The organism is Vibrio sp. M60_M70, from assembly GCF_037162085.1.
Lineage (GTDB): Bacteria > Pseudomonadota > Gammaproteobacteria > Enterobacterales > Vibrionaceae > Vibrio > Vibrio diabolicus.
Window position 1 is genome coordinate 211,130 of record NZ_JARLUL010000001.1, and the last position, 18,771, is coordinate 229,900.

An 18,771-nucleotide genomic window follows, 5' to 3' on the forward strand; every position below is an offset into this window, starting at 1 on the left:
CTTATATCCGCAGTTATCGACTAACCTAATTCCACGGTTGTTGATATCACTAAATGTACCTCGGCTTATACGGATAATCATGATGAAAAAAATGTCTTTGGCGTTAGCGCTTACGAGTGCCTTACTTGTCGCCCCGCTTAGTTGGGCGCAGTCTATCTCAGGAACCACACAAGCTCCCGTTTATCAGCTCGATAACAAATTGGTACTAGGGCGTGTGGAGAGCGTCTACTACAGTGACATTCCGGAACTAAAAGCGGTGCCATTTATTGGCAAGATTGATACTGGTGCAGATACGACATCGATGCATGCGGAGAATATCCATGTCAGTAGCTCACACCCAGATTACCAAGATTTGAAAGATAACGAGTTACTTTGGGCGATTGTCGATGACTTAGGTGGTACGAAGGCAAAGTGGGACGCCGACAGCTTTAAGCCATATCAAGTAAAGGTTAGCTTTACGGTTCCTCACCCTTATACAGGGAAGGAAATACAGATTACCGATGATCTGGAAAGAGTGAGCGCGATTCGCAGTCGAACAAGCAAAAAGCCCATCCTACGCCCGACAATAAAAATGCCGATGACAATCGCTGGTCACACCGTTGATACGGAAGTGAACCTGACCAAGCGTACGCAATTCTCTTCTCCTATCTTGATTGGTAAAACCTATCTCGATGATAACGCATGGGTCTTCGCTGGTTACGATTACCTTCAAGAACAGCCACGCGCAAAAATGATTGGCAAAAAAGAGACGGTTGAAGTCGAAGGTGTGCCATATAAGATCAGCATCTCAACTTCTAGCCGTTATACCAACGTCCATGCACTGGACATCAAGGTAGACAAAAAGCATAACGAAGTCTCTTTTATGTTAGAGGGCGAGAATGGCAAGCGTCATCCAATGACATTACCCTTGGTACGAATGCTGAAAACGACCAAAAGCGAGCGCCCTTTAGTCTATTTACCCGTCAAAGTCGGCGAAAATGAAACTCAACGTTGGTTGGTGTATCTGCGTGATCGCAGTAAGTTCAGTTCGCAAATTCGCTTAGGTCGGGACGTCGCGAGTCAGCACTTTGTTATTGATACGGACAGAGAAAATCTACTGGGTGGCGTAGAAAAAACGTTCAAAAGCGCACTCAAATCAAAACCTCTTGTCGTTTCACCAGAAGAACAGGTCACCATTGATGGTTATACCGTCCCTGCTTACCCCACTTTTACTGTGAAAACGCCATTACTGCGTGTAAATGGGTTTGAAGTAACAGAAAAAGGTAAGGATGAATCCGTCACGTTTTATTTAATGAACGATGAGGGGAAAGAAGAAAAAATCACCAAACCAGTGTTGAAAAAGCTCAAGGTTGGCAGCGCGGTTCGCCCTGTTGTCGAAGGAGACTTTCTTCTCGGTAGAAAAGACACATCAATGAAGTTTGCGCTCGATGTGCTTGATGAGGGTGACACTCAACCTTTTTTCGTCTTTGGTCATGACATAGCCAAGGGTGGTGTGTTGCTGAACACTCGCGCAGACCATCTACTAGATGCAAGGCCACTTTTCAAAGCTGGCCATATCGAAGTAGCTGAAGTTGAGGGGATGTCTTTCCCTGTGAAGTTAGACACGGGTGCAGATGTAAGCTCAATCAATGCTAAGAACATCAAGCAGTTTAAGAAAGACGGCAAAGACATGGTGAGCTTTACCTATGAGAACGATCTTGGCATGAAACAGGCGTTTACCAAGCCTGTTGTTGATGTCATGCGTATTAAAGCGAAGAAAGGCGAGAAAGCGAACGTACGCCCTGTGGTTGAAATGCATGTTAAGCTTGGTGAATTAGAGAAGAAGATCCGAGTCAACTTACAGGACCGAGGTCGCTTCCATTACAGCATGATTTTAGGTAAAAACTTCCTAAAACATGGCGCGGTTGTTTCGAGTGATACGAATTACATCGTGACGCAAAAACCGGATTACGAAAAGTAACACTCTGGCCGCCTTATCACCTTGATACCCAAAGCCTGAACAACATTGGATCTTTGGGTATATCATCTCCTTAATGCTGCCAAAGAGCAGCATTTTTTAGTTGAGATAGGAGTTAATTTGAAAACTAAGCTGATTACACGAGAAGGTTACAACAAACTCAAACAAGAGCATGATTACCTTTGGAATGAAAAGCGCCCGGAAATCACCAAGATCGTCACTTGGGCTGCGAGCCTGGGCGATCGCTCAGAAAATGCGGATTACACCTTCAATAAACGTTTACTCCGTCAGATCGACCGTCGTGTCCGCTTCCTTCGTAAATTCCTGCCAGAAGTCACGATCGTTGACTATTCTCCGCAACAAGAAGGCAAAGTCTTTTTTGGTGCATGGGTGGAAATAGAAAATGAGGCAGGAGAAGTGAAAAAGTTTCGTATAGTCGGGCCTGAAGAGATTTATGGCGATGCGAAAGACTACATCTCTATCGATTCACCTATGGCGCGAGCGATGTTGAAAAAACAAGTGGATGAAGAGTTCACGGTACGCACCCCAGAAGGTGAAAAAGAGTGGTTCATCAACTCAATTGAATACACTCAACCGGCCTCGGAAGACTGAGGCTTTATCACTGATTCAAGTCTCATGAAGTTCACTAGAAGTGACTTGGGTCTCAACGTCAGAATATTTGGTATAAAGGCATGGTGCCTTTCTCGGAGAAGTAAAATGAACAAAGCAGTCATGTGTAGTGCTGCACTAACAATAGGATTCTCACTTTCAGTTTTTGCTCAAGATGAAGTGAAAGGCTGTGACGCTAAAGAGTTAGCGGTAGAGCAGCAGCTTGAGTATGCAAAAGCGCAAGGTAATGAGCATCGCATTAAAGGCTTGGAGCAAGCACTTTCCGCTATCCAGAATGAATGCTCGGAAGGTGAGCTGCGCCAAGAGCTGCAAGCAGAAGTGGAAGAAAAGACTAAAGAAGTTGAGGAGCGAGAGGAAGAATTAGTCGAAGCTCAGCATTCAGGTAAAGCAGACAAAATTGAGAAAAAACGTCACAAGCTGGCTGAGGCACAGCAAGAGCTGCTTGAGGCCAAACGTGAACTGGAATGGAATTATGGTCAATAGTAGGTGCTGAAAATACCTGCTAGAGAGAGAATAAAGCGCTTAAGATAAAAAGAGTAACAATTTGCTTGAGCACGTTAGGAAAAACAGTGATACATTTTCGACGATAGACGCTTCTGAAAGGATGTTTCAATGCAAGAAAATCATAAAATTTTAGTGGTTGATGACGATGCTCGTTTACGTGCTCTATTGGAGCGTTACCTTTCTGAGCAAGGTTTTCAGGTACGAAGTGTCGCCAATGGCGAACAGATGGATCGCCTACTAACGCGCGAAAACTTTCACTTAATGGTGCTGGACCTAATGTTGCCAGGTGAAGACGGTTTGTCAATTTGTCGTCGTCTACGCCACGCGAACAATATGTTGCCAATCTTAATGCTCACCGCGAAAGGTGATGAAGTGGACCGCATCGTAGGTCTTGAGGTAGGGGCGGATGATTATTTGCCAAAACCGTTTAACCCACGCGAATTGTTGGCTCGCATCAAGGCAGTATTACGCCGCCAAACTGTAGAGTTGCCGGGTGCACCAAGCACGGAAGAAAAAGTGGTGGAGTTCGGGGAGTTCCGACTCAATCTAGGCACTCGCGAGATGTTCCGCGGTGACGAGGCAATGCCACTCACCTCTGGAGAGTTTGCTGTCCTAAAGGCGCTCGTGATGAATGCGCGTGAGCCAATGTCACGAGATAAATTGATGAACATGGCGCGTGGCCGTGAATATTCTGCAATGGAACGCTCTATTGACGTACAAATCTCACGTTTACGTCGCATGTTAGAAGACGATCCGAGCAAGCCGCGCTACATTCAAACCGTATGGGGCCTAGGTTATGTTTTCGTCCCAGACGGCAAAGAGGTGTAACCTCTTCACGCCATAGCCAGCACTTGGCTATAGCAACTTCAGCCTTCATTACCTTCCCTTTGAAGGCTGAAATTTCGCGATTAGGACCACTAGGAACGTTCCATGCGCATCCGAAGTTCACTGACACAATCTATTCTGCTGTTCATCTCTTTGCTTCTCGCGAGCCAAGTTTTCTCTTACTACGCCGTTTTTAACTACGCGTTGATGCCGAGTTTGCAGCAGTTCAATAAAATTCTCGCCCATGAGCTCAATTTGGTGCTTGATGATGAAGGACCTTTAAAGTCTGATGCACCGTTAAGGCGTCAATTATTAGAAAGATTAGGGGTGACGGTTCACAGCCTTGACAGCGATAAGGCGATTGAATTTCATCACGCAATGTCGATTGATTTGATGTCTGAAGAAATGAGCCAAGAGCTGGGTTCGCCTACAGAAGTACGCTTATTGCTTGGCGATGAAAGTTACATTTTGTGGATGCACATCGAAAAGTTGCCGAACTCCATCATTCGTATTCCGTTATCTGAGCTGCAAGAAGAAGATTTTGCACCGCTGTTTCGTAACAGTTTGATTATGGCGCTGCTGATCATTGCTGGTGGTTGGTTGTTTATTCGTTTACAAAACCGCCCACTTTTGGCTTTAGAGAGAGCCGCGAAAGACGTCGGTCGAGGCGAAATCCCGCCACCGTTGGCAGAAAAAGGCGCATCGGAAATTCGCTCTGTAACTCGAGCCTTTAATCAAATGTCGAAAGGTATTCAAGAGCTAGAAGAAGACCGAGCCTTATTAATGGCGGGGATTAGCCATGACTTACGAACGCCTCTGACGCGTATTCGCCTAGCGACAGAAATGATGTCTCCTGAGGACAGCTATCTTGCGGAGGGGATCATTAGCGATACGGAAGAATGTAATGAGATCATCAGTCAGTTTATGGATTATCTCAAACCGGTGAACCAAGAATCGTTTGAAGCGGTTGATATCAGTACGATTGCCAGTGACGTCGCCAGTTCTGAAGGTGGTTATGAGGTTGAAATTGAAACAGATCTTAATCTTAACTTGCCGCCAGCCAAAGGAAGTGCGATTGCGATTAAGCGGGCGATCAGTAACTTAGTTGTGAATGCGCTACGTTATGGCAATGGCTGGGTCAAAATCAGCACTGGTGTGACAGCAGATAAGCAGCTAGTGTGGATTTCAGTAGAGGACAACGGACCGGGTATCGAGCATTCTCAAATCGCGAGGTTATTTGAACCCTTTACGCGTGGTGACACCGCTCGCGGTAGTGAAGGCACTGGGCTAGGGTTGGCGATTGTGAAGCGTATAATCAGCCAACATTCAGGCTCTGTGGTGATGCGTAATCGCAGTGAAGGCGGTTTAATCGCTCAAATCAGCTTTCCTACCAAGTAAGTCGATGGCCCGCACCCTTTAAAACAAAAAGCCCAACCTAATTAGGTTGGGCTTTTCTTATTCTCAATAATCTTAAGACTCTTTCACTTCCTGAGGAAGTTCATCTTCGTCTTCCAGTTTCTCTGGCAGAAGTAGATTTAAAATGATCGCTGTGATGCCACCTGCTGCAACACCAGTTGAGAAAATACTCTTAATAAATTCTGGCATAAATTGCAGGATCTCTGGTTTTTGTGCGATACCAAGTCCCATTGAGAAGGATAAGGCCATGATCAGAATTGCGCGGCGATCGAGCTCAACACGAGAGATAATACGCACACCAGCGGCAGCAATCGTACCAAACATGACAATCGTTGCGCCGCCAAGTACTGGCTCAGGAATCAGCTGAACAAAGCTAGCGACACCTGGGAACAAGCCAAGAATCACTAACATGCCAGAAATAAAGTAACCCACGTAGCGGCTCGCGACTCCTGTTAGCATGATGATGCCGTTATTCTGGCTAAACGTTGAGTTCGGGAAGCTGTTGAAAACGGCTGCGATTGCGGAGTTTAAGCCGTCTGCTAACACACCGCCCTTAATGCGTTCCATGTACACTGGGCCTTTTACTGGCTCACCAGACACTTCAGATGTTGCGGTAATATCACCGATGGCCTCTAGTGCGGTAATAAAGAAAATCAGTACCAGCGGAATGAACAGAGACCAGTCAAACGATAAGCCATATTGCATTGGTACGGGCAGTGCTACGATCTCAGTTGCGCCTAGCTGAGAAGTATCTACCATCCCCATAAAATACGCCATGATGTAACCCACTAGCATCGCAATCACGATTGAAGCCACACGGATGTATGGGTTTTTCGAGCGGTTTAAAATCACAATTAATCCAAGTACCGTCCCAGCCAGAGCAAGTTTGTCTAAGCTGCCGAAGGTTCCTTCATTTAATGCTGCGTAGCCACCGCCCATTGATACTAAGCCGACTTGAATCAGTGTGAGACCGATAAGAGTGACGACGATGCCTGAAACGAGCGGAGTGATGATTCGGCGGGCATGCTCCAATACGCGAGATAGGAAAATTTCTGCAAATGATGCGACTAAAATCGTACCAAAAATGGCAGCCATCATGGTGCTGATGTCTGCTCCACCGGCTTTCAGCGATAGGCCTGCTCCAATAATAGGACCTAAAAAGTTAAAGCTGGTGCCTTGAACAGAGAGCAAACCAGAGCCAATTGGGCCAACGGTGCGAATTTGAATAAACGAAGACACGCCTGACGCAAATAAAGACATGCTGATGATGGTGTTCGTTTGGTCTGCAGGTACACCCAAAGACTGACAGATGATCAGTGACGGAGTGATAACCGCGACGAACATCGCCAATAAGTGCTGAAGTGCGGCAAAAATGGTTTGAGGCAAAGGTGGTCGATCGTTGAGTTGATAGACCAGTTCCGAAGATCGGTTTGAAGTTGTCATTGTTTGTCTCGCTAGTCGCAATATTTCCCTAGTTCTCGCTGAATGGGAGAGCAGGGTGGAGTTGACGTCGTTACCTGTGATTGCTGTTAATCAGAGTCAACTCAGGTTGGTGGAGTGTGATCTAACACACTTAAAAATTTGTGCGCGATTATAGAGAGATTTACTCAAAAAGCAAACGTTTGCTTTGTTTTTGGCGTATTAAAAAACGAGCCATTTGGCTCGCTTTCAATCATTACGCTTTGGAGTAAATATCCCGCTCACCCAACCAGCGATCGATAATTGCTGTTGCGTTAGTCGGGTAATTGTCATGAATATGACGCGCAATACGCTGAACTTCGGGAATCAGGCGTTGATCTCGAACTAAGTCTGCGATTTTGAAATCAGCAAGACCTGTCTGCTTTGTACCCAATAGTTCTCCAGGGCCACGAATTTCTAGGTCTTTCTGCGCAATGACGAAGCCATCGTTACTTTCACGTAGTACTCCGAGACGTTTTTGCGCGGTTTTTGACAGCGGAGAGTGGTACAGCAGCACACAATGGCTAGCAACGGAACCTCGGCCCACGCGACCTCTTAACTGGTGTAATTGTGCCAAACCAAGACGTTCAGGGTTTTCTATGATCATCAAGCTAGAGTTTGGCACATCCACACCAACTTCAATCACTGTCGTTGCGACCAGCAAATGCAGTTTATTGTCTTTGAAATCTTGCATCACCGCTTGTTTCTCTGCCGGCTTCATTCGTCCGTGTACTAGACCAATTTTTACGTCCGGTAGCTTACGTTGAAGCTCTTCTGCGGTATCTGCCGCGGCTTGCGCTTCTAATACTTCCGACTCATCAATCAGGGTACACACCCAATATGCCTGCTTGCCTTCGTTTAAGCAGGCATTTCGGACACGTTCGACGATATCATTGCGTTTGGTGTCTGGAATCGCGACAGTCTGGATTGGTGTTCGACCTGGCGGTAACTCGTCAATCACCGACGTTTCTAAGTCAGCATAAGCAGTCATGGCTAACGTTCGCGGAATCGGCGTTGCTGTCATGATGAGCTGATGTGGATAAGCGCCTTGTTTTGCACCTTTTTCACGCAATTCTAATCGCTGATGGACACCGAAGCGGTGCTGTTCATCAATGATGACCAAAGCAAGGTGATGAAATTCAACGTGCTCTTGGAATAGCGCGTGAGTACCCACTACCATTTGCGCTTCACCACTGGCAATGCGAGCCAGCTCGGCTTCCTTTGCTTTACCTTTGAGTTTGCCCGCTAACCAACCGACTTGAATGCCCATTGTTTCAAACCAGTTGGCGAAGTTGATCGCGTGTTGCTCAGCCAATAGTTCGGTTGGTGCCATGAGTGCCACCTGATAGCCGTGCTCAATGGCACGAACGGCGGCCAGAGCGGCAACCAACGTCTTCCCCGATCCGACATCACCTTGCACTAGGCGCATCATTGGGTGGGGTTTTTCTAAATCGGTTTCAATCTCTTGTACTACTCGGGTTTGAGCGTTCGTAGGAGAGAAAGGCAGTTGGGCTAAAAGCTGCGTTTTCAGTTTATTGCAAGGACCGAGAGGCAACGCTGAATCCTTCTGGCCTTTGCTACGCACCGCCAGCATCGATAAGTTTTGTGCGAGCAACTCTTCCATGATCAAGCGGATTTGAGCAGGATGTTTGCCTTCGTCAAACTCATCTAAATTAATGGTTGGTGGTGGGCGATGAATGGTGTGCAGCGCTTGCGACATCGTGATTTGATGGTTATACAGCCCGGCTGGAAGTAATTCCTGAACTGCGGTTTTATCAAGCAGCGCTAAAGCTTGTTCGGTAAGGTTGCGCAATGTGATTTGGCGTAAACCATCGGTGGTGGGATAAACAGGGGTTAAGTTCTGTTCTACATTGGGCTTTTGATCGCTGACGTAAAACTTGTAGTCAGGATGAACAATTTCCAAGCCCATGCCACCGCGCTTAATTTCACCGTAAGCATGTACTAACTTACCTTGTGTGAAATTGTTCTTCATGGCCGCGGTAAAGTTGAAAAAGCGCAGCGTGATAGTGCCATTACCGTCGCTGATTTTTACCGTTAACATTTTGCGCTTACCGAAGATGGTGTCGACTGCCATGACCTTGCCTTGCACGGCCGCCCAAAGGCCAGCATGCAGTTTGGCAATAGGGTAAATACGGGTACGATCTTCGTAGCGCAGTGGAAGATGAAACAGCAAATCTTGAACGCTATGTAAGCCAACTTTGGCGAGTTTTTCTGCGACTTTCGCGCCAACCCCAGAAAGGGAGGTTAATGGGACGGCAGATAACATTTGGGCGGACATAGAGGGCTCAAGAAAATGGTTAACATAGCAGTATGTTAACCATGGAGCTGTGTTTTTGTACAGGAAAAAATAGTCATGCTTTAGTTAGTGTCATGATTTGACTGATAACCTGTCATTCCGAGGAGCCTAGCGACATCAGGAATCTATTTCCAACAAGTATGTCGTTGAAGTTAACACTATCAGCATCAGCACACTCGGGAATTAGATCCTGAATCACGCTCCTTCGTCGCTGTTCAGGATGACGAAAGCCTGTTACTTGCTTTGCATCTCTTGCCACCACGCATCATCGGTGATGATTTGGCCTTCGTCATCGAGTGACGGGTAAGCGAGTCCTTTTCGTTTCGCGACTTTTGCCAGCACTGGGTGACCACGTTCAAAGAGAATACGGTTGATTGCCTCTTTAGGTAGAGCGCTTTCTTCTCGGTTGTACATGCCTGCGGCTTCACGTTGACGTTGCGCTTCATACAAAATTACGGCACTAGCAACCGATACGTTTAGTGACTGCACCATGCCCACCATCGGGATAATAATGTCTTGATCGGCAAGTTGTTTGGCTTGCTCTGAAGCGCCAACTTTTTCACTGCCTAAAATGATTGCCGTTGGTTTGGTGTAGTCGATCTCGCGAAAATCGACGGCGGTGTCCGAAAGGTTGGTCACCAAAACCTGCATACCTTGCGCTTTAAGTTCGGTAATCGCAGTTTCAATCGAATCGTGAGTATCAACTTCCACCCAGTTACGCGCGCCAGCTGAGGTATGGCTCAGCGTACGCATTTTGTCAGGCCAAATGGCATGAACTTTGTGTAAGCCTGTCGCGTCAGCGGTGCGGATCACGGCAGAAACGTTGTTTGGCTTATGCACTTCTTCGAGACAAAGTGTCAGATCAGTTTGGCGAGTTTTTAGGACTTGGTGAATGCGGTTGTAACGTTCTAGGTTCATATTTATTGAGGTATAAAAAATCGCCACCTAACAGAGTAGGTGGCGATAGAGGTTAGTTCTTTCTGCGTCTGACTCGGGTTGCTTGAGGCATTGCCTTAATCTTACGCATGATGCCAGCAAGGTGGACGCGATCTTTCGTCGTCAACAGCACAGTCACAGTGTACAAACGACCATCACGCTCTTCCGTTGAAAGACCATGAATGTTTGACCCTGTTTTCGAGATCACGTTGGTCAGTTCTGCAAGAGCACCTTGGTTGTTAAGCATGTCGACTTTAAGTTCAGCAATGAACTCTTTATCGTAGTCGTCAGACCAAGCGACAGCCATATAACGGTCTGGCTCTTTCTGATAACCGCGAACATTTGGACATGTTTCTCGGTGAACAACCAAACCACGACCAGGCGATACGTGAGCAATAATGTGATCATCTGGGATAGGATGACAACAATTTGCAAACGTCAGCAATAAGCCTTCTGCGCCACGAATCGGAAGCTTCTTCTTCGAGTCCGTTGGGATTGAGCTTGTTGTCGTGAGTTCTTCGGTGTCACCAAGGAGACGACGTGCGATCACAATGCTCATCAACTCACCCAATCCAATAGCAGCCAATAAATCATCGATGCTTTCTAGGCGAAGATCATTCAAGACTTCTTGGATATTTTCTGGATAAATTGAATCAATCGAGTGACGGCCAAGTGCGTGATTAAGTAGGCGACGACCTAAAGTAATCGACTCTTCACGACGCATCGTTTTCAGTACTTGTCGAATCTTAGTGCGGGCACGAGAAGTCACGACATAGTTCAGCCATGCCGCATTCGGACGCGCACCAGGGGCACTGATAATTTCCACCGTCTGACCGTTTTTCAATGCCTTACTCAATGGGTAAGGGTTACGGTCAACACGAGCACCAACACAAGAGTTGCCTACATCGGTATGTACGGCATAGGCAAAGTCGACAGCCGTTGCGCCTAAAGGCAATTCAACGATACGACCTTTTGGTGTGAAGACGTAAATCTCATCTGGGAAAAGATCGGATTTTACGTTTTCAATGAATTCGAATGAGTTACCCGCGCTTTGTTGTAGCTCTAACAGGCTTTGCATCCAACGCTGAGCTTTCACTTGCGCAGTGGTACCAGACTTGTCGCCTTTGTCTTTGTAAGACCAGTGTGCTGCGACACCTTTGTCCGCCATTTGATCCATATCTTCAGTACGGATCTGAACTTCAACAGGTACGCCGTGTGGGCCAACCATGGAAGTGTGTAGCGATTGATAGCCGTTCGCCTTTGGTACCGCGATGTAATCTTTCATGCGACCAGGACGTGGCTTATACAAGCTGTGTACTTGGCCTAAAACGCGATAACAAGTATCAGCGGTATCAACAACGACTCGGAACGCATAGATATCCATGATGGTGTGAAAGCGCTGTTCTTTGGTTTTCATCTTGTTATAGATAGAGAACAGGTTTTTCTCACGACCAACGACGCGAGCATTCAAGCCGAAATCTTGCAGACGGCCTTCTATTTCGCTGTGAATGCGTTGGATCATCTCTTTACGATTACCACGTGCGGCTTTAACCACTTCTTTCAGTACGCGGTAGCGGTTGGGATATAGCGCCTCAAAGCCCAACTCTTCGAGTTCGGTTTTGATATTGTGAATACCAAGACGATGAGCGAGGGGCGCGTAAATTTCTAACGTTTCACGAGCAATACGACGCTTTTTATCTGGTCGAAGCGCGCCAAGCGTACGCATGTTGTGCGTGCGGTCAGCCAGTTTGATCAGAATGACGCGGATATCTTGCACCATGGCCAGAACCATCTTACGAAAGTTCTCAGCCTGAGCCTCTTTCCTATCGCGGAATTTGAGTTTGTCCAGTTTAGATACACCATCAACCAATTCTGCGACAGTGTTGCCGAATTTCTCTTCGAGATCTTCTTTAGTTACATCACAGTCTTCAATGACGTCATGCAGCAAAGCAGCTTGGAGGGTTTCGATATCAAGGCGCATTTCGGCCAAGATACGAGCCACAGCGACAGGGTGGATGATGTATGGTTCACCGCTAGAGCGGGTTTGCCCTTCATGGGCATCTCTCGCTACCACATAAGATTGACGCAGAGCCTCAATCTGAGGCTCTGTTAGGTATTCTTGGGCAACGTCTTTGAGGCTATCGAATAGATACAAATTATAGGCCCGGGAGGTTGTTGAATTCTAAAGTCAGAATTAACGGTTGTGAGCGATGCTGCTTACTGCCGCTAGCTCTGCCGCTTCTTGCTCTTGCTGTTCTTGACGTTCACGAGCGTCTAGAACTTCTTTAGTAATTAAACCTTCTTCGATTTCGCGTAGAGCGATAACCGTTGGCTTATCGTTCTCTTCTGGCACTAGTGCATCTTTACCGCCAGTTTGCATTTGACGAGCGCGGCGAGCCGCAATCAGTACTAGGTCGAAACGGTTGCCAACTTTTTCAACAGCGTCTTGAACAGTTACGCGTGCCATGAGGACTCCAAATAGTTAACTAAAATTTTAGAATGACGAGAAAGTATACAACCTAACTACTTTATTTACTAGCAATTAGACAAGCCACCGTTTGTGGACTTTCTCAGGTAGTTTATTGTGTTTTTCGCACTGGGCAAAAAACGGGAAATTCTTTATGTTTTACAGCGTGACTTTTTTGAAGTTACTCTGCTAACAACGCGTCAAGCATACCTTTATATTTAGCAGCTTGCTTTTCTTCCTTCAATCTTTCAGCACGCAAGATAGCTTTAAAATCCATCAAAGCGGTATCAAAATCGTCGTTTACGATCACGTAGTCGTACTCGTTGTAATGAGAGATTTCCGACTTGGCTTCAGCCATACGCTTTGCGATCACTTCATCGCTATCTTGACCACGAGTGTTCAAGCGACGCTCTAACTCACCGTTTGATGGTGGCAGGATGAAGATGCTTTTGGCTTCTGGCATTTGTTCACGGATTTGGCGTGCGCCTTGCCAGTCGATATCTAGAAAAACGTCGATACCTTTATTTAGTGTTTCTTCAATCCATACACGAGATGTGCCGTAATAATTACCAAACACTTCTGCGTATTCTAGGAAGTCACCTTTAGCGATCAGGGCTTCAAACTCATCTTTCGCTACAAAATGGTAGTGGACACCATTTTCTTCACCAGGTCGCATGTTGCGCGTGGTGTGAGACACAGACACTTTCATTGCGTAGGTTGGGTTGCGTTCCAACATCGCTGAGATCAAGCTAGATTTACCTGCGCCGCTAGGTGCAGATACGATATAGAGAGTACCTTTGCCCATTGTACTGTTCCACTTTTGATTGGATTGATTGAGTGCCGAAGGAAAGTTCGACATTCTTATAACGATAGCACTGGCATTGAGAAATCAACCACCAAAGGGGTGGATATTGGTGATAATCCCGCCAGAAAAATGGAGGCGAAGAGTATCATGATCTCTATTTTGTTACCAGTTGATCTTTCTGTCTGTGATCGTCTCAGATGAAATAGTTACTTACGCCAGAGTGTTCCTAAACAGCGAAGAAGGAGCGTGATACAGGACTTACCATCCGCGCACTCTGTTATTAAAACCATTTCTACAACCGTTTAGTGTGCTGATTTTAGGTTTAGAGTCCCGATTTGGCTTGCGTGAGTGACTCTGGTTAAAAATAGGGGTTAATAAAGATAAAACGGAAAAAAGGGGAAGCTTTCACTTCCCCAGGCGTGCGACTGACTCACACTTAATCTTCGAATTATCCTTGAGACTCTAGGAAATTTATCCAAGGGCTAACGGTTGACCTGAATTTTGGCGATTGAGCAGCGCCTTTCATCGCCTGCAAGGCCTTTTGTGGCTGCTTAAGCTCGAAATAGGCCATCCCGCGAATGTATTCAAGTTCTGCCTTTTGCTCTTTAGAGGCACTGGATGCCGCGCTTTCTACAAAACGAGTTGCTTCAGAATACTGCTTGTCTTGTATCATTAAGCGAGCAATCTGAATTTGCGTTTTAGCAGAAGGAGCGAGGTTATATGACTTTTTATAAGCGAGAATTGATTTATCTAGCTCTTTAGCTTGCTGCCAGAAGCTGGCTAGGCGGTCATAGTTTTCCTTCGTCTTTTCAATGTTTCCAGCTGCCATTTCCTTTTCAAGAGTTTTGGCTGCTTTATATGGAATACCTTGATAAGCCAAGAAGTTTACAAAGCGTAAATATTCCTTCTCTCCTTCTAGTTTCCCCATTTTGTAAACCATTTCTAGGGTGGCTAGAGAGTTGCGTTCTTGACCTAGCTCCATGTAGACACCAGAAAGTTGCATCCAGTAACGCTTTTTCTGAGGGTACTTTGAAGTCAGAGTTTTGAGTACACTGGCAACGCTTTTCAGCTGGCCTAACTCGTAGTGAGATGCAACGAGAATTAAGTACCAAGATTCACTTGGGCTCTTGCTCATCGCGATGGCTTTTTTGGTTGGCGGGATTGCATTTTTGTAATCTTCCAACTGAACATAAGCGCTCGCTAACGTGATATAAGCATGAGCTTGAGGCTTCTCTTTGGTTGTTTCTGCAACCTTGAACCATTCCTTCATCGTTTTTACAGACAACGTATACTTTTCTTCAGCTAGGTAAAGCTGAGCCAAGCTGTAGCGAACTTGTTGAGCAACCGGAACGGGAAGTGCGTCGAGCTGTAATGCTTCGGCAAAGTATTTTGCTGCTTGCACATAATTGTCTTGTAGCGAATACAAAAAGCCAGTCTGCTGAAGTAAAACTGCTCGGTCGTATTTTTTCGAACTTGTGCTTTCTAAAGCGCTTGCTAGTTTTTCTTTCGCTGCTGAATATTTTTCAGTTGCGATCAACTCTTGCACTTTGTTAACGGTTCGAAATGTCCGATCTGATAACTGAGGAGCTTCTTTTGCCATCGTAGGAGCGGCCATTGCCACTCCTGCGAAGAGAATTAAAGAAGCCACTTTGCTTTTCCATAAACTTTTCATCGTGACTCCTTAATTGGTTGAGAACTCTATTTCTTGCGATAGGCGCGAGCTAACAGGTTTCCCGTCAACCAATTTTGGTTTAAATGTCCATTTAGAGACTGTTTTTCTTGCCGCTCGACCGAGGCCTAAGCGTCGTGGTTGCTCTTTAAGAACTTTGATGTCCTCTACGGCACCACGTGCGTTTACAGTAAACTCTAATAAGACGACCCCTTTTTCTATTCCTGCTTTCGCAGCCTTCCTAGGCATTTGAGGTTGGAATGTCGCTAAAGGTGTTGGACCTCCGCTACCCGCGAGTTGCGCACCTCCACCCTGGCTATAATGTCCAAGCACCGAACCACCTGTAACATTTACGGGTAGGTCAAGCTTTGGCATATCCATTGGGGTCTGCTCCATCACCGGTTTTACTGTCGCTGTCACTTTCATTTCTGGCGGTGGCGGCGGACGCTTAGGCGGTGGTGGTTTTGGAAGTTCGCGTTTTTTCTCCTGTATTTTTTCGTCTGGTTTAATGCGAATAAACTCGACCATACGCAGGTCATCATTCGACACTAACTCGTGGCGCTCTTTGTTTACTAGCTTGTCCATCCCCCAGAACAACCCGAGGGAGACAATGAGCGCCAGTGCAATTGAGGCCAGATACCGCATAAGCTTAATCCTTATTGGTTGCGGCAATGGAGATGCTTTCTACACCTGCCATTTTGATCTGGTCCATAACCTTCACGACTACGCCAGCATTTGCTTCAGTGTCGGCTTGGATAACAACTGCGCCATCAGGGCTTTCTGCACGAAGACGTTCAATATTCGCGCGAACTGCGTCCACTTCGATGCGGCGTTTATCAACCCAAACATCACCCGCCGCACCAACTGCGACCATGATGTTACCTTTTTTCACGGTTTGCGCAGAGCTTGCCGTAGGGCGGTTTACTTCTAGACCAGCTTCTTTGACGAACGATGTTGTTACGATAAAGAAGATCAACATGATGAATACGATGTCGAGCATCGGTGTCATATCGATAGCGGTTTCATCACTGCTATCACTGCTATAGCGTCTTTTCATGACCTATACCTCTAATTCCATTTACTCAGGCAATATGCTTTAGCTTATCTTCCAGCTTTTGCGTTGTGACTTTGGCTAAATGATCAAGACGTGAACTAAAGAACAGTCCTGATAGAGAAGCCACCATCCCGGCTAACGTTGGGATTGTTGCCTTTGAGATCCCCGAGGCCATTGCTCGAGGGCTTCCTGTTCCTGTTACCGCTAAGATGTCGAATACTTGGATCATGCCAACAACGGTGCCGAGCAAACCCAGTAAGGGACAAAGCGCAATCAACACTTTCACGATTGGCAGGCCCTTTTTATTCTCAATGTCCTGACGAGAAACAATTTCTTGTCGGATCATCTTAGCGTTCCAGCTCTGGTGCTCTGATCGCCCCTGCCATGAGCCAACGGCTTTTTTCATGGCTTTTGGAGCGACGGCAGCAAAATAGAACCAACGTTCTAACAATACTGCCCAAAGCATAAAGCTGAGGATGAAGATGGCGACGAGTACATCGCCACCCATTCCCAAGAAGCGCCTAATTGATTCAAGTTCTCCAACTAACCACCACATAACGCCTCCTTAGCTTTCGGCTTTATGTAGTTTTTCCTGATAGCGAGCGATGAAGCCTGCACTCTGTTCTTCAAGAGTTTGAACCAAACGACGACCTTTACTGTGTACGATGGTGTACAGGAACAGTAGAGGAATTGCGACAACCAGACCAAGCATCGTAGTAACAAGTGCTTCAGAGATACCGCCAGCCATTAGCTTAGGATCACCTGTACCAAATAGTGTGATTGCTTGGAACGTACCGATCATACCCATAACCGTACCCAGTAGACCTAGAAGTGGTGCTACAGAAGCGAACAGTTTGATTGAGCTGATAAAGCGTTCAATGCTCGGTGCGTTACGTAGGATGATTTCGTCCAGTTTCGCTTCCAGATCTTCAAGGTTGTCACCTTTGTGTTCTTGGTAAGCTTGGATAACTTCACCCAGAGGGTTACCAGGAATCACGGTTTCTGATTTCGCTTGCTTACGCATTTTACCGCCAATCACTTGAAGGCGTAGGAAGCAAACTAGAGCAATGATAGCGCCAACTGCACCCATACCAAGGATGACGTAACCTACAATGCCACCTTGATCAATACGTTCTTGAACGGTTGGGCTTTGTACAAGTAGAGACAGAATTACACCACGGGATGGGTCAATAAACAGTGGCTCATAGCTGTTTGACGCTGACTCAAAGCCTGCAACATGACGTGTAATATTGGTGCGAGGTTGTCGAGAGAGTTCTTCGAACTTACCTGTTTGAGGTACATAAGTAACGTACTTACCATCGGCAATCGCGTTAAATTCACCGACAAGAGTAACATCGCGAACCGCTTCTTTACCTTCGCCATAAACAACCGTTGCTTGGGTTGTTGCTGTCTCGCCTGAGGCAACCACTTGTTGAAGAATAGTATGCCAGAATGCTTCTAGCTCTTGTGTTGATGGCAGTTCTTTACTTTCAGCCAGTTTCGTTAGTAGAGCGTCACGCTCTGGGAACTGAACTGCGTTTTGAGAGGCTGCAAATAAGCCTTTAAACTCGCCCGCATATTGGCGGACCACACCAAACATTTCGCCCAAAGTACCAGAGCGAACACGTAAGGTTTCTGTTAGTTCAGTCAGCTGCTTATCGTTTTCATCAAATGTCGCTTTAAGTTGATCGCCCAGTGCTTGCTGTGAAGCTAGCTCTTCACGAGCCTGTTGCAATAATGCTGCTTGCTTATCGCGATTGTTCTTGAACTCAGCTTCACGGGCTTTGTTCTCTTTTGACTCAACGATGCTTTCTGATTTTACGTTTTTGAGTAGTTCAGATAGGTTTTTAGGCGTTTCTGCTTGTACGCCTGAAGCCATAAATAAGCTCGCTAGTAGACCAGCGGCTAGAGTTTTGAATCCTTTCATCTCTTATTCCTCCCCAGCATATACAGGCAATTTGATTAGCGCTGGTGGCGCTTGCTTCTTCGCGATACGAAGGCCTTGCTGTACCGCTATGCGGTAGCTTTCCGGTAATGTTTCCCATTGACGTGTTTGTTGGTTCCACATACCTGTCTCACCACCGTCTGGAGATTGGAATAAAAGCGCCGTGCGACCAATACGTAGGAAGTCGTAAGTCACGGTTTCCCCATTTCTATCTAGGCTAGCTTTGTAAGATTCAATTGAGCGAGAGAAGCCTTCTTCAATTTGGTAGGCTTCCATCACTTTACGGAATTTCTCAGAAGTCGTTACGTCGGCGCGATCCATGAGACGACGCAGTTCTTGGACACGTTTATTACGTTCTTTTTTCTGGAAAGGCAGATCGAGAGTCACAAACTCATCGAGTGCATCGATCATTTTAAGTGTTAGTGGCACTACTTCTGTTGCCGTTTGATCGATCTGAGCAATTTGGTTATTTAATGAGTCCAATTCACCTTGCTGTGATTGAACCATACGGTTAATTTGCTCGTTGTAGACTTTCATGCTGTCGATTTGACGTAGTAAGCCTTTGTATTCTGCCAACATGCCTTCAGTACTTTCGGCATAATTGTCGATTTTTTGTTGTGAAGCTTCTGAAGATTGATTTGCTTTTGCTTGTGTGGAAACGACAGCACCAGAGTTGGCCGCTATAGAGCTACTACTGATAGTAAGCAATGCTGCAGCTATGGCACTGAGACCAAATTCCTTGAATTTCATGGTTGCATCCTTGTCAGTGTTTTAGTCAGTCGAAAAGG

General features: G+C 46.2%; 17 protein-coding genes. 5 read left to right on the forward strand and 12 right to left on the reverse strand.

The window, feature by feature from the left end:
• Positions 1–79: 79 nt before the first annotated feature.
• The 5 genes from P4S59_RS01005 to envZ all read left to right on the forward strand — a co-directional run bounded on the left by P4S59_RS01005 (position 80) and on the right by envZ (position 5,314).
• A complete protein-coding gene (locus P4S59_RS01005; protein ID WP_086013892.1) occupies positions 80–1,960 on the forward strand; it encodes an ATP-dependent zinc protease family protein in 1,881 nt (626 codons plus the stop codon).
• A gap of 117 nt (positions 1,961–2,077) precedes the next feature.
• Complete coding sequence (gene greB / locus P4S59_RS01010) at positions 2,078–2,569, forward strand: transcription elongation factor GreB (protein ID WP_005379321.1); 492 nt, start codon at positions 2,078–2,080, stop codon at positions 2,567–2,569.
• Between the two features lie 105 nt (positions 2,570–2,674).
• Entirely contained in the window at positions 2,675–3,070 is a 396-nt protein-coding gene (locus P4S59_RS01015; RefSeq protein WP_017635004.1) for a DUF1090 domain-containing protein, read from the forward strand.
• 129 nt (positions 3,071–3,199) lie between these two features.
• Positions 3,200–3,919 carry an osmolarity response regulator transcription factor OmpR gene (gene ompR / locus P4S59_RS01020; RefSeq protein ID WP_005379333.1) on the forward strand — a complete coding sequence of 240 codons (720 nt, stop codon included), beginning with the start codon at positions 3,200–3,202 and terminating at the stop codon, positions 3,917–3,919.
• A gap of 102 nt (positions 3,920–4,021) precedes the next feature.
• On the forward strand, positions 4,022–5,314 hold the full coding sequence (gene envZ / locus P4S59_RS01025) for a two-component system sensor histidine kinase EnvZ (RefSeq protein WP_017820700.1): 1,293 nt from the start codon (positions 4,022–4,024) through the stop codon (positions 5,312–5,314).
• A gap of 72 nt (positions 5,315–5,386) precedes the next feature.
• Here envZ and P4S59_RS01030 read toward each other — a convergent pair whose 3' ends face one another.
• The 12 genes from P4S59_RS01030 to P4S59_RS01085 form a co-directional block, all read right to left on the reverse strand.
• Positions 5,387–6,775 carry a uracil-xanthine permease family protein gene (locus P4S59_RS01030; protein WP_033905917.1) on the reverse strand — a complete coding sequence of 463 codons (1,389 nt, stop codon included), beginning with the start codon at positions 6,773–6,775 and terminating at the stop codon, positions 5,387–5,389.
• A 232-nt stretch (positions 6,776–7,007) separates the two neighbouring features.
• Positions 7,008–9,089, reverse strand: a complete 2,082-nt coding sequence (gene recG, locus P4S59_RS01035; protein WP_337167880.1) for an ATP-dependent DNA helicase RecG — start codon at positions 9,087–9,089, stop codon at positions 7,008–7,010.
• Positions 9,090–9,341: 252 nt separating this feature from the next.
• Complete coding sequence (trmH, locus tag P4S59_RS01040) at positions 9,342–10,025, reverse strand: tRNA (guanosine(18)-2'-O)-methyltransferase TrmH (protein ID WP_337167881.1); 684 nt, start codon at positions 10,023–10,025, stop codon at positions 9,342–9,344.
• A 52-nt stretch (positions 10,026–10,077) separates the two neighbouring features.
• Entirely contained in the window at positions 10,078–12,198 is a 2,121-nt protein-coding gene (gene spoT / locus P4S59_RS01045; protein ID WP_005394948.1) for a bifunctional GTP diphosphokinase/guanosine-3',5'-bis pyrophosphate 3'-pyrophosphohydrolase, read from the reverse strand.
• Positions 12,199–12,237: 39 nt separating this feature from the next.
• Complete coding sequence (rpoZ, locus tag P4S59_RS01050) at positions 12,238–12,510, reverse strand: DNA-directed RNA polymerase subunit omega (RefSeq protein WP_005379346.1); 273 nt, start codon at positions 12,508–12,510, stop codon at positions 12,238–12,240.
• Positions 12,511–12,691: 181 nt separating this feature from the next.
• Entirely contained in the window at positions 12,692–13,315 is a 624-nt protein-coding gene (gene gmk, locus P4S59_RS01055; RefSeq protein ID WP_005379347.1) for a guanylate kinase, read from the reverse strand.
• 448 nt (positions 13,316–13,763) lie between these two features.
• Entirely contained in the window at positions 13,764–14,987 is a 1,224-nt protein-coding gene (locus P4S59_RS01060) for a tetratricopeptide repeat protein (RefSeq protein ID WP_005379348.1), read from the reverse strand.
• 9 nt (positions 14,988–14,996) lie between these two features.
• The gene (locus P4S59_RS01065) at positions 14,997–15,629 is read right to left on the reverse strand and encodes an energy transducer TonB (RefSeq protein WP_005379353.1); all 633 of its coding nucleotides are present in this window, start codon (positions 15,627–15,629) and stop codon (positions 14,997–14,999) included.
• 4 nt (positions 15,630–15,633) lie between these two features.
• Positions 15,634–16,041 carry an ExbD/TolR family protein gene (locus P4S59_RS01070; protein ID WP_005379359.1) on the reverse strand — a complete coding sequence of 136 codons (408 nt, stop codon included), beginning with the start codon at positions 16,039–16,041 and terminating at the stop codon, positions 15,634–15,636.
• A gap of 25 nt (positions 16,042–16,066) precedes the next feature.
• Positions 16,067–16,594 carry a MotA/TolQ/ExbB proton channel family protein gene (locus P4S59_RS01075; RefSeq protein WP_005379363.1) on the reverse strand — a complete coding sequence of 176 codons (528 nt, stop codon included), beginning with the start codon at positions 16,592–16,594 and terminating at the stop codon, positions 16,067–16,069.
• A 9-nt stretch (positions 16,595–16,603) separates the two neighbouring features.
• Positions 16,604–17,965, reverse strand: a complete 1,362-nt coding sequence (locus P4S59_RS01080; protein WP_017634999.1) for a MotA/TolQ/ExbB proton channel family protein — start codon at positions 17,963–17,965, stop codon at positions 16,604–16,606.
• Between the two features lie 3 nt (positions 17,966–17,968).
• Positions 17,969–18,733 carry a DUF3450 domain-containing protein gene (locus P4S59_RS01085; protein ID WP_005379365.1) on the reverse strand — a complete coding sequence of 255 codons (765 nt, stop codon included), beginning with the start codon at positions 18,731–18,733 and terminating at the stop codon, positions 17,969–17,971.
• Between the last annotated feature and the right edge of the window lie 38 nt (positions 18,734–18,771).

Coding starts and splice junctions, on each gene's coding strand:
- P4S59_RS01080 (WP_017634999.1), bottom strand. CDS start 17,965: ATGAAAGGATTCAAAACTCTAGCCGCTGGTCTACTAGCGAGCTTATTT.
- gmk (WP_005379347.1), bottom strand. CDS start 13,315: ATGGGCAAAGGTACTCTCTATATCGTATCTGCACCTAGCGGCGCAGGT.
- P4S59_RS01065 (WP_005379353.1), bottom strand. CDS start 15,629: ATGCGGTATCTGGCCTCAATTGCACTGGCGCTCATTGTCTCCCTCGGG.
- P4S59_RS01030 (WP_033905917.1), bottom strand. CDS start 6,775: ATGACAACTTCAAACCGATCTTCGGAACTGGTCTATCAACTCAACGAT.
- envZ (WP_017820700.1), top strand. CDS start 4,022: ATGCGCATCCGAAGTTCACTGACACAATCTATTCTGCTGTTCATCTCT.
- P4S59_RS01015 (WP_017635004.1), top strand. CDS start 2,675: ATGAACAAAGCAGTCATGTGTAGTGCTGCACTAACAATAGGATTCTCA.
- rpoZ (WP_005379346.1), bottom strand. CDS start 12,510: ATGGCACGCGTAACTGTTCAAGACGCTGTTGAAAAAGTTGGCAACCGT.
- P4S59_RS01075 (WP_005379363.1), bottom strand. CDS start 16,594: ATGTGGTGGTTAGTTGGAGAACTTGAATCAATTAGGCGCTTCTTGGGA.
- ompR (WP_005379333.1), top strand. CDS start 3,200: ATGCAAGAAAATCATAAAATTTTAGTGGTTGATGACGATGCTCGTTTA.
- recG (WP_337167880.1), bottom strand. CDS start 9,089: ATGTCCGCCCAAATGTTATCTGCCGTCCCATTAACCTCCCTTTCTGGG.
- P4S59_RS01060 (WP_005379348.1), bottom strand. CDS start 14,987: ATGAAAAGTTTATGGAAAAGCAAAGTGGCTTCTTTAATTCTCTTCGCA.
- P4S59_RS01005 (WP_086013892.1), top strand. CDS start 80: ATGATGAAAAAAATGTCTTTGGCGTTAGCGCTTACGAGTGCCTTACTT.
- P4S59_RS01085 (WP_005379365.1), bottom strand. CDS start 18,733: ATGAAATTCAAGGAATTTGGTCTCAGTGCCATAGCTGCAGCATTGCTT.
- trmH (WP_337167881.1), bottom strand. CDS start 10,025: ATGAACCTAGAACGTTACAACCGCATTCACCAAGTCCTAAAAACTCGC.
- P4S59_RS01070 (WP_005379359.1), bottom strand. CDS start 16,041: ATGAAAAGACGCTATAGCAGTGATAGCAGTGATGAAACCGCTATCGAT.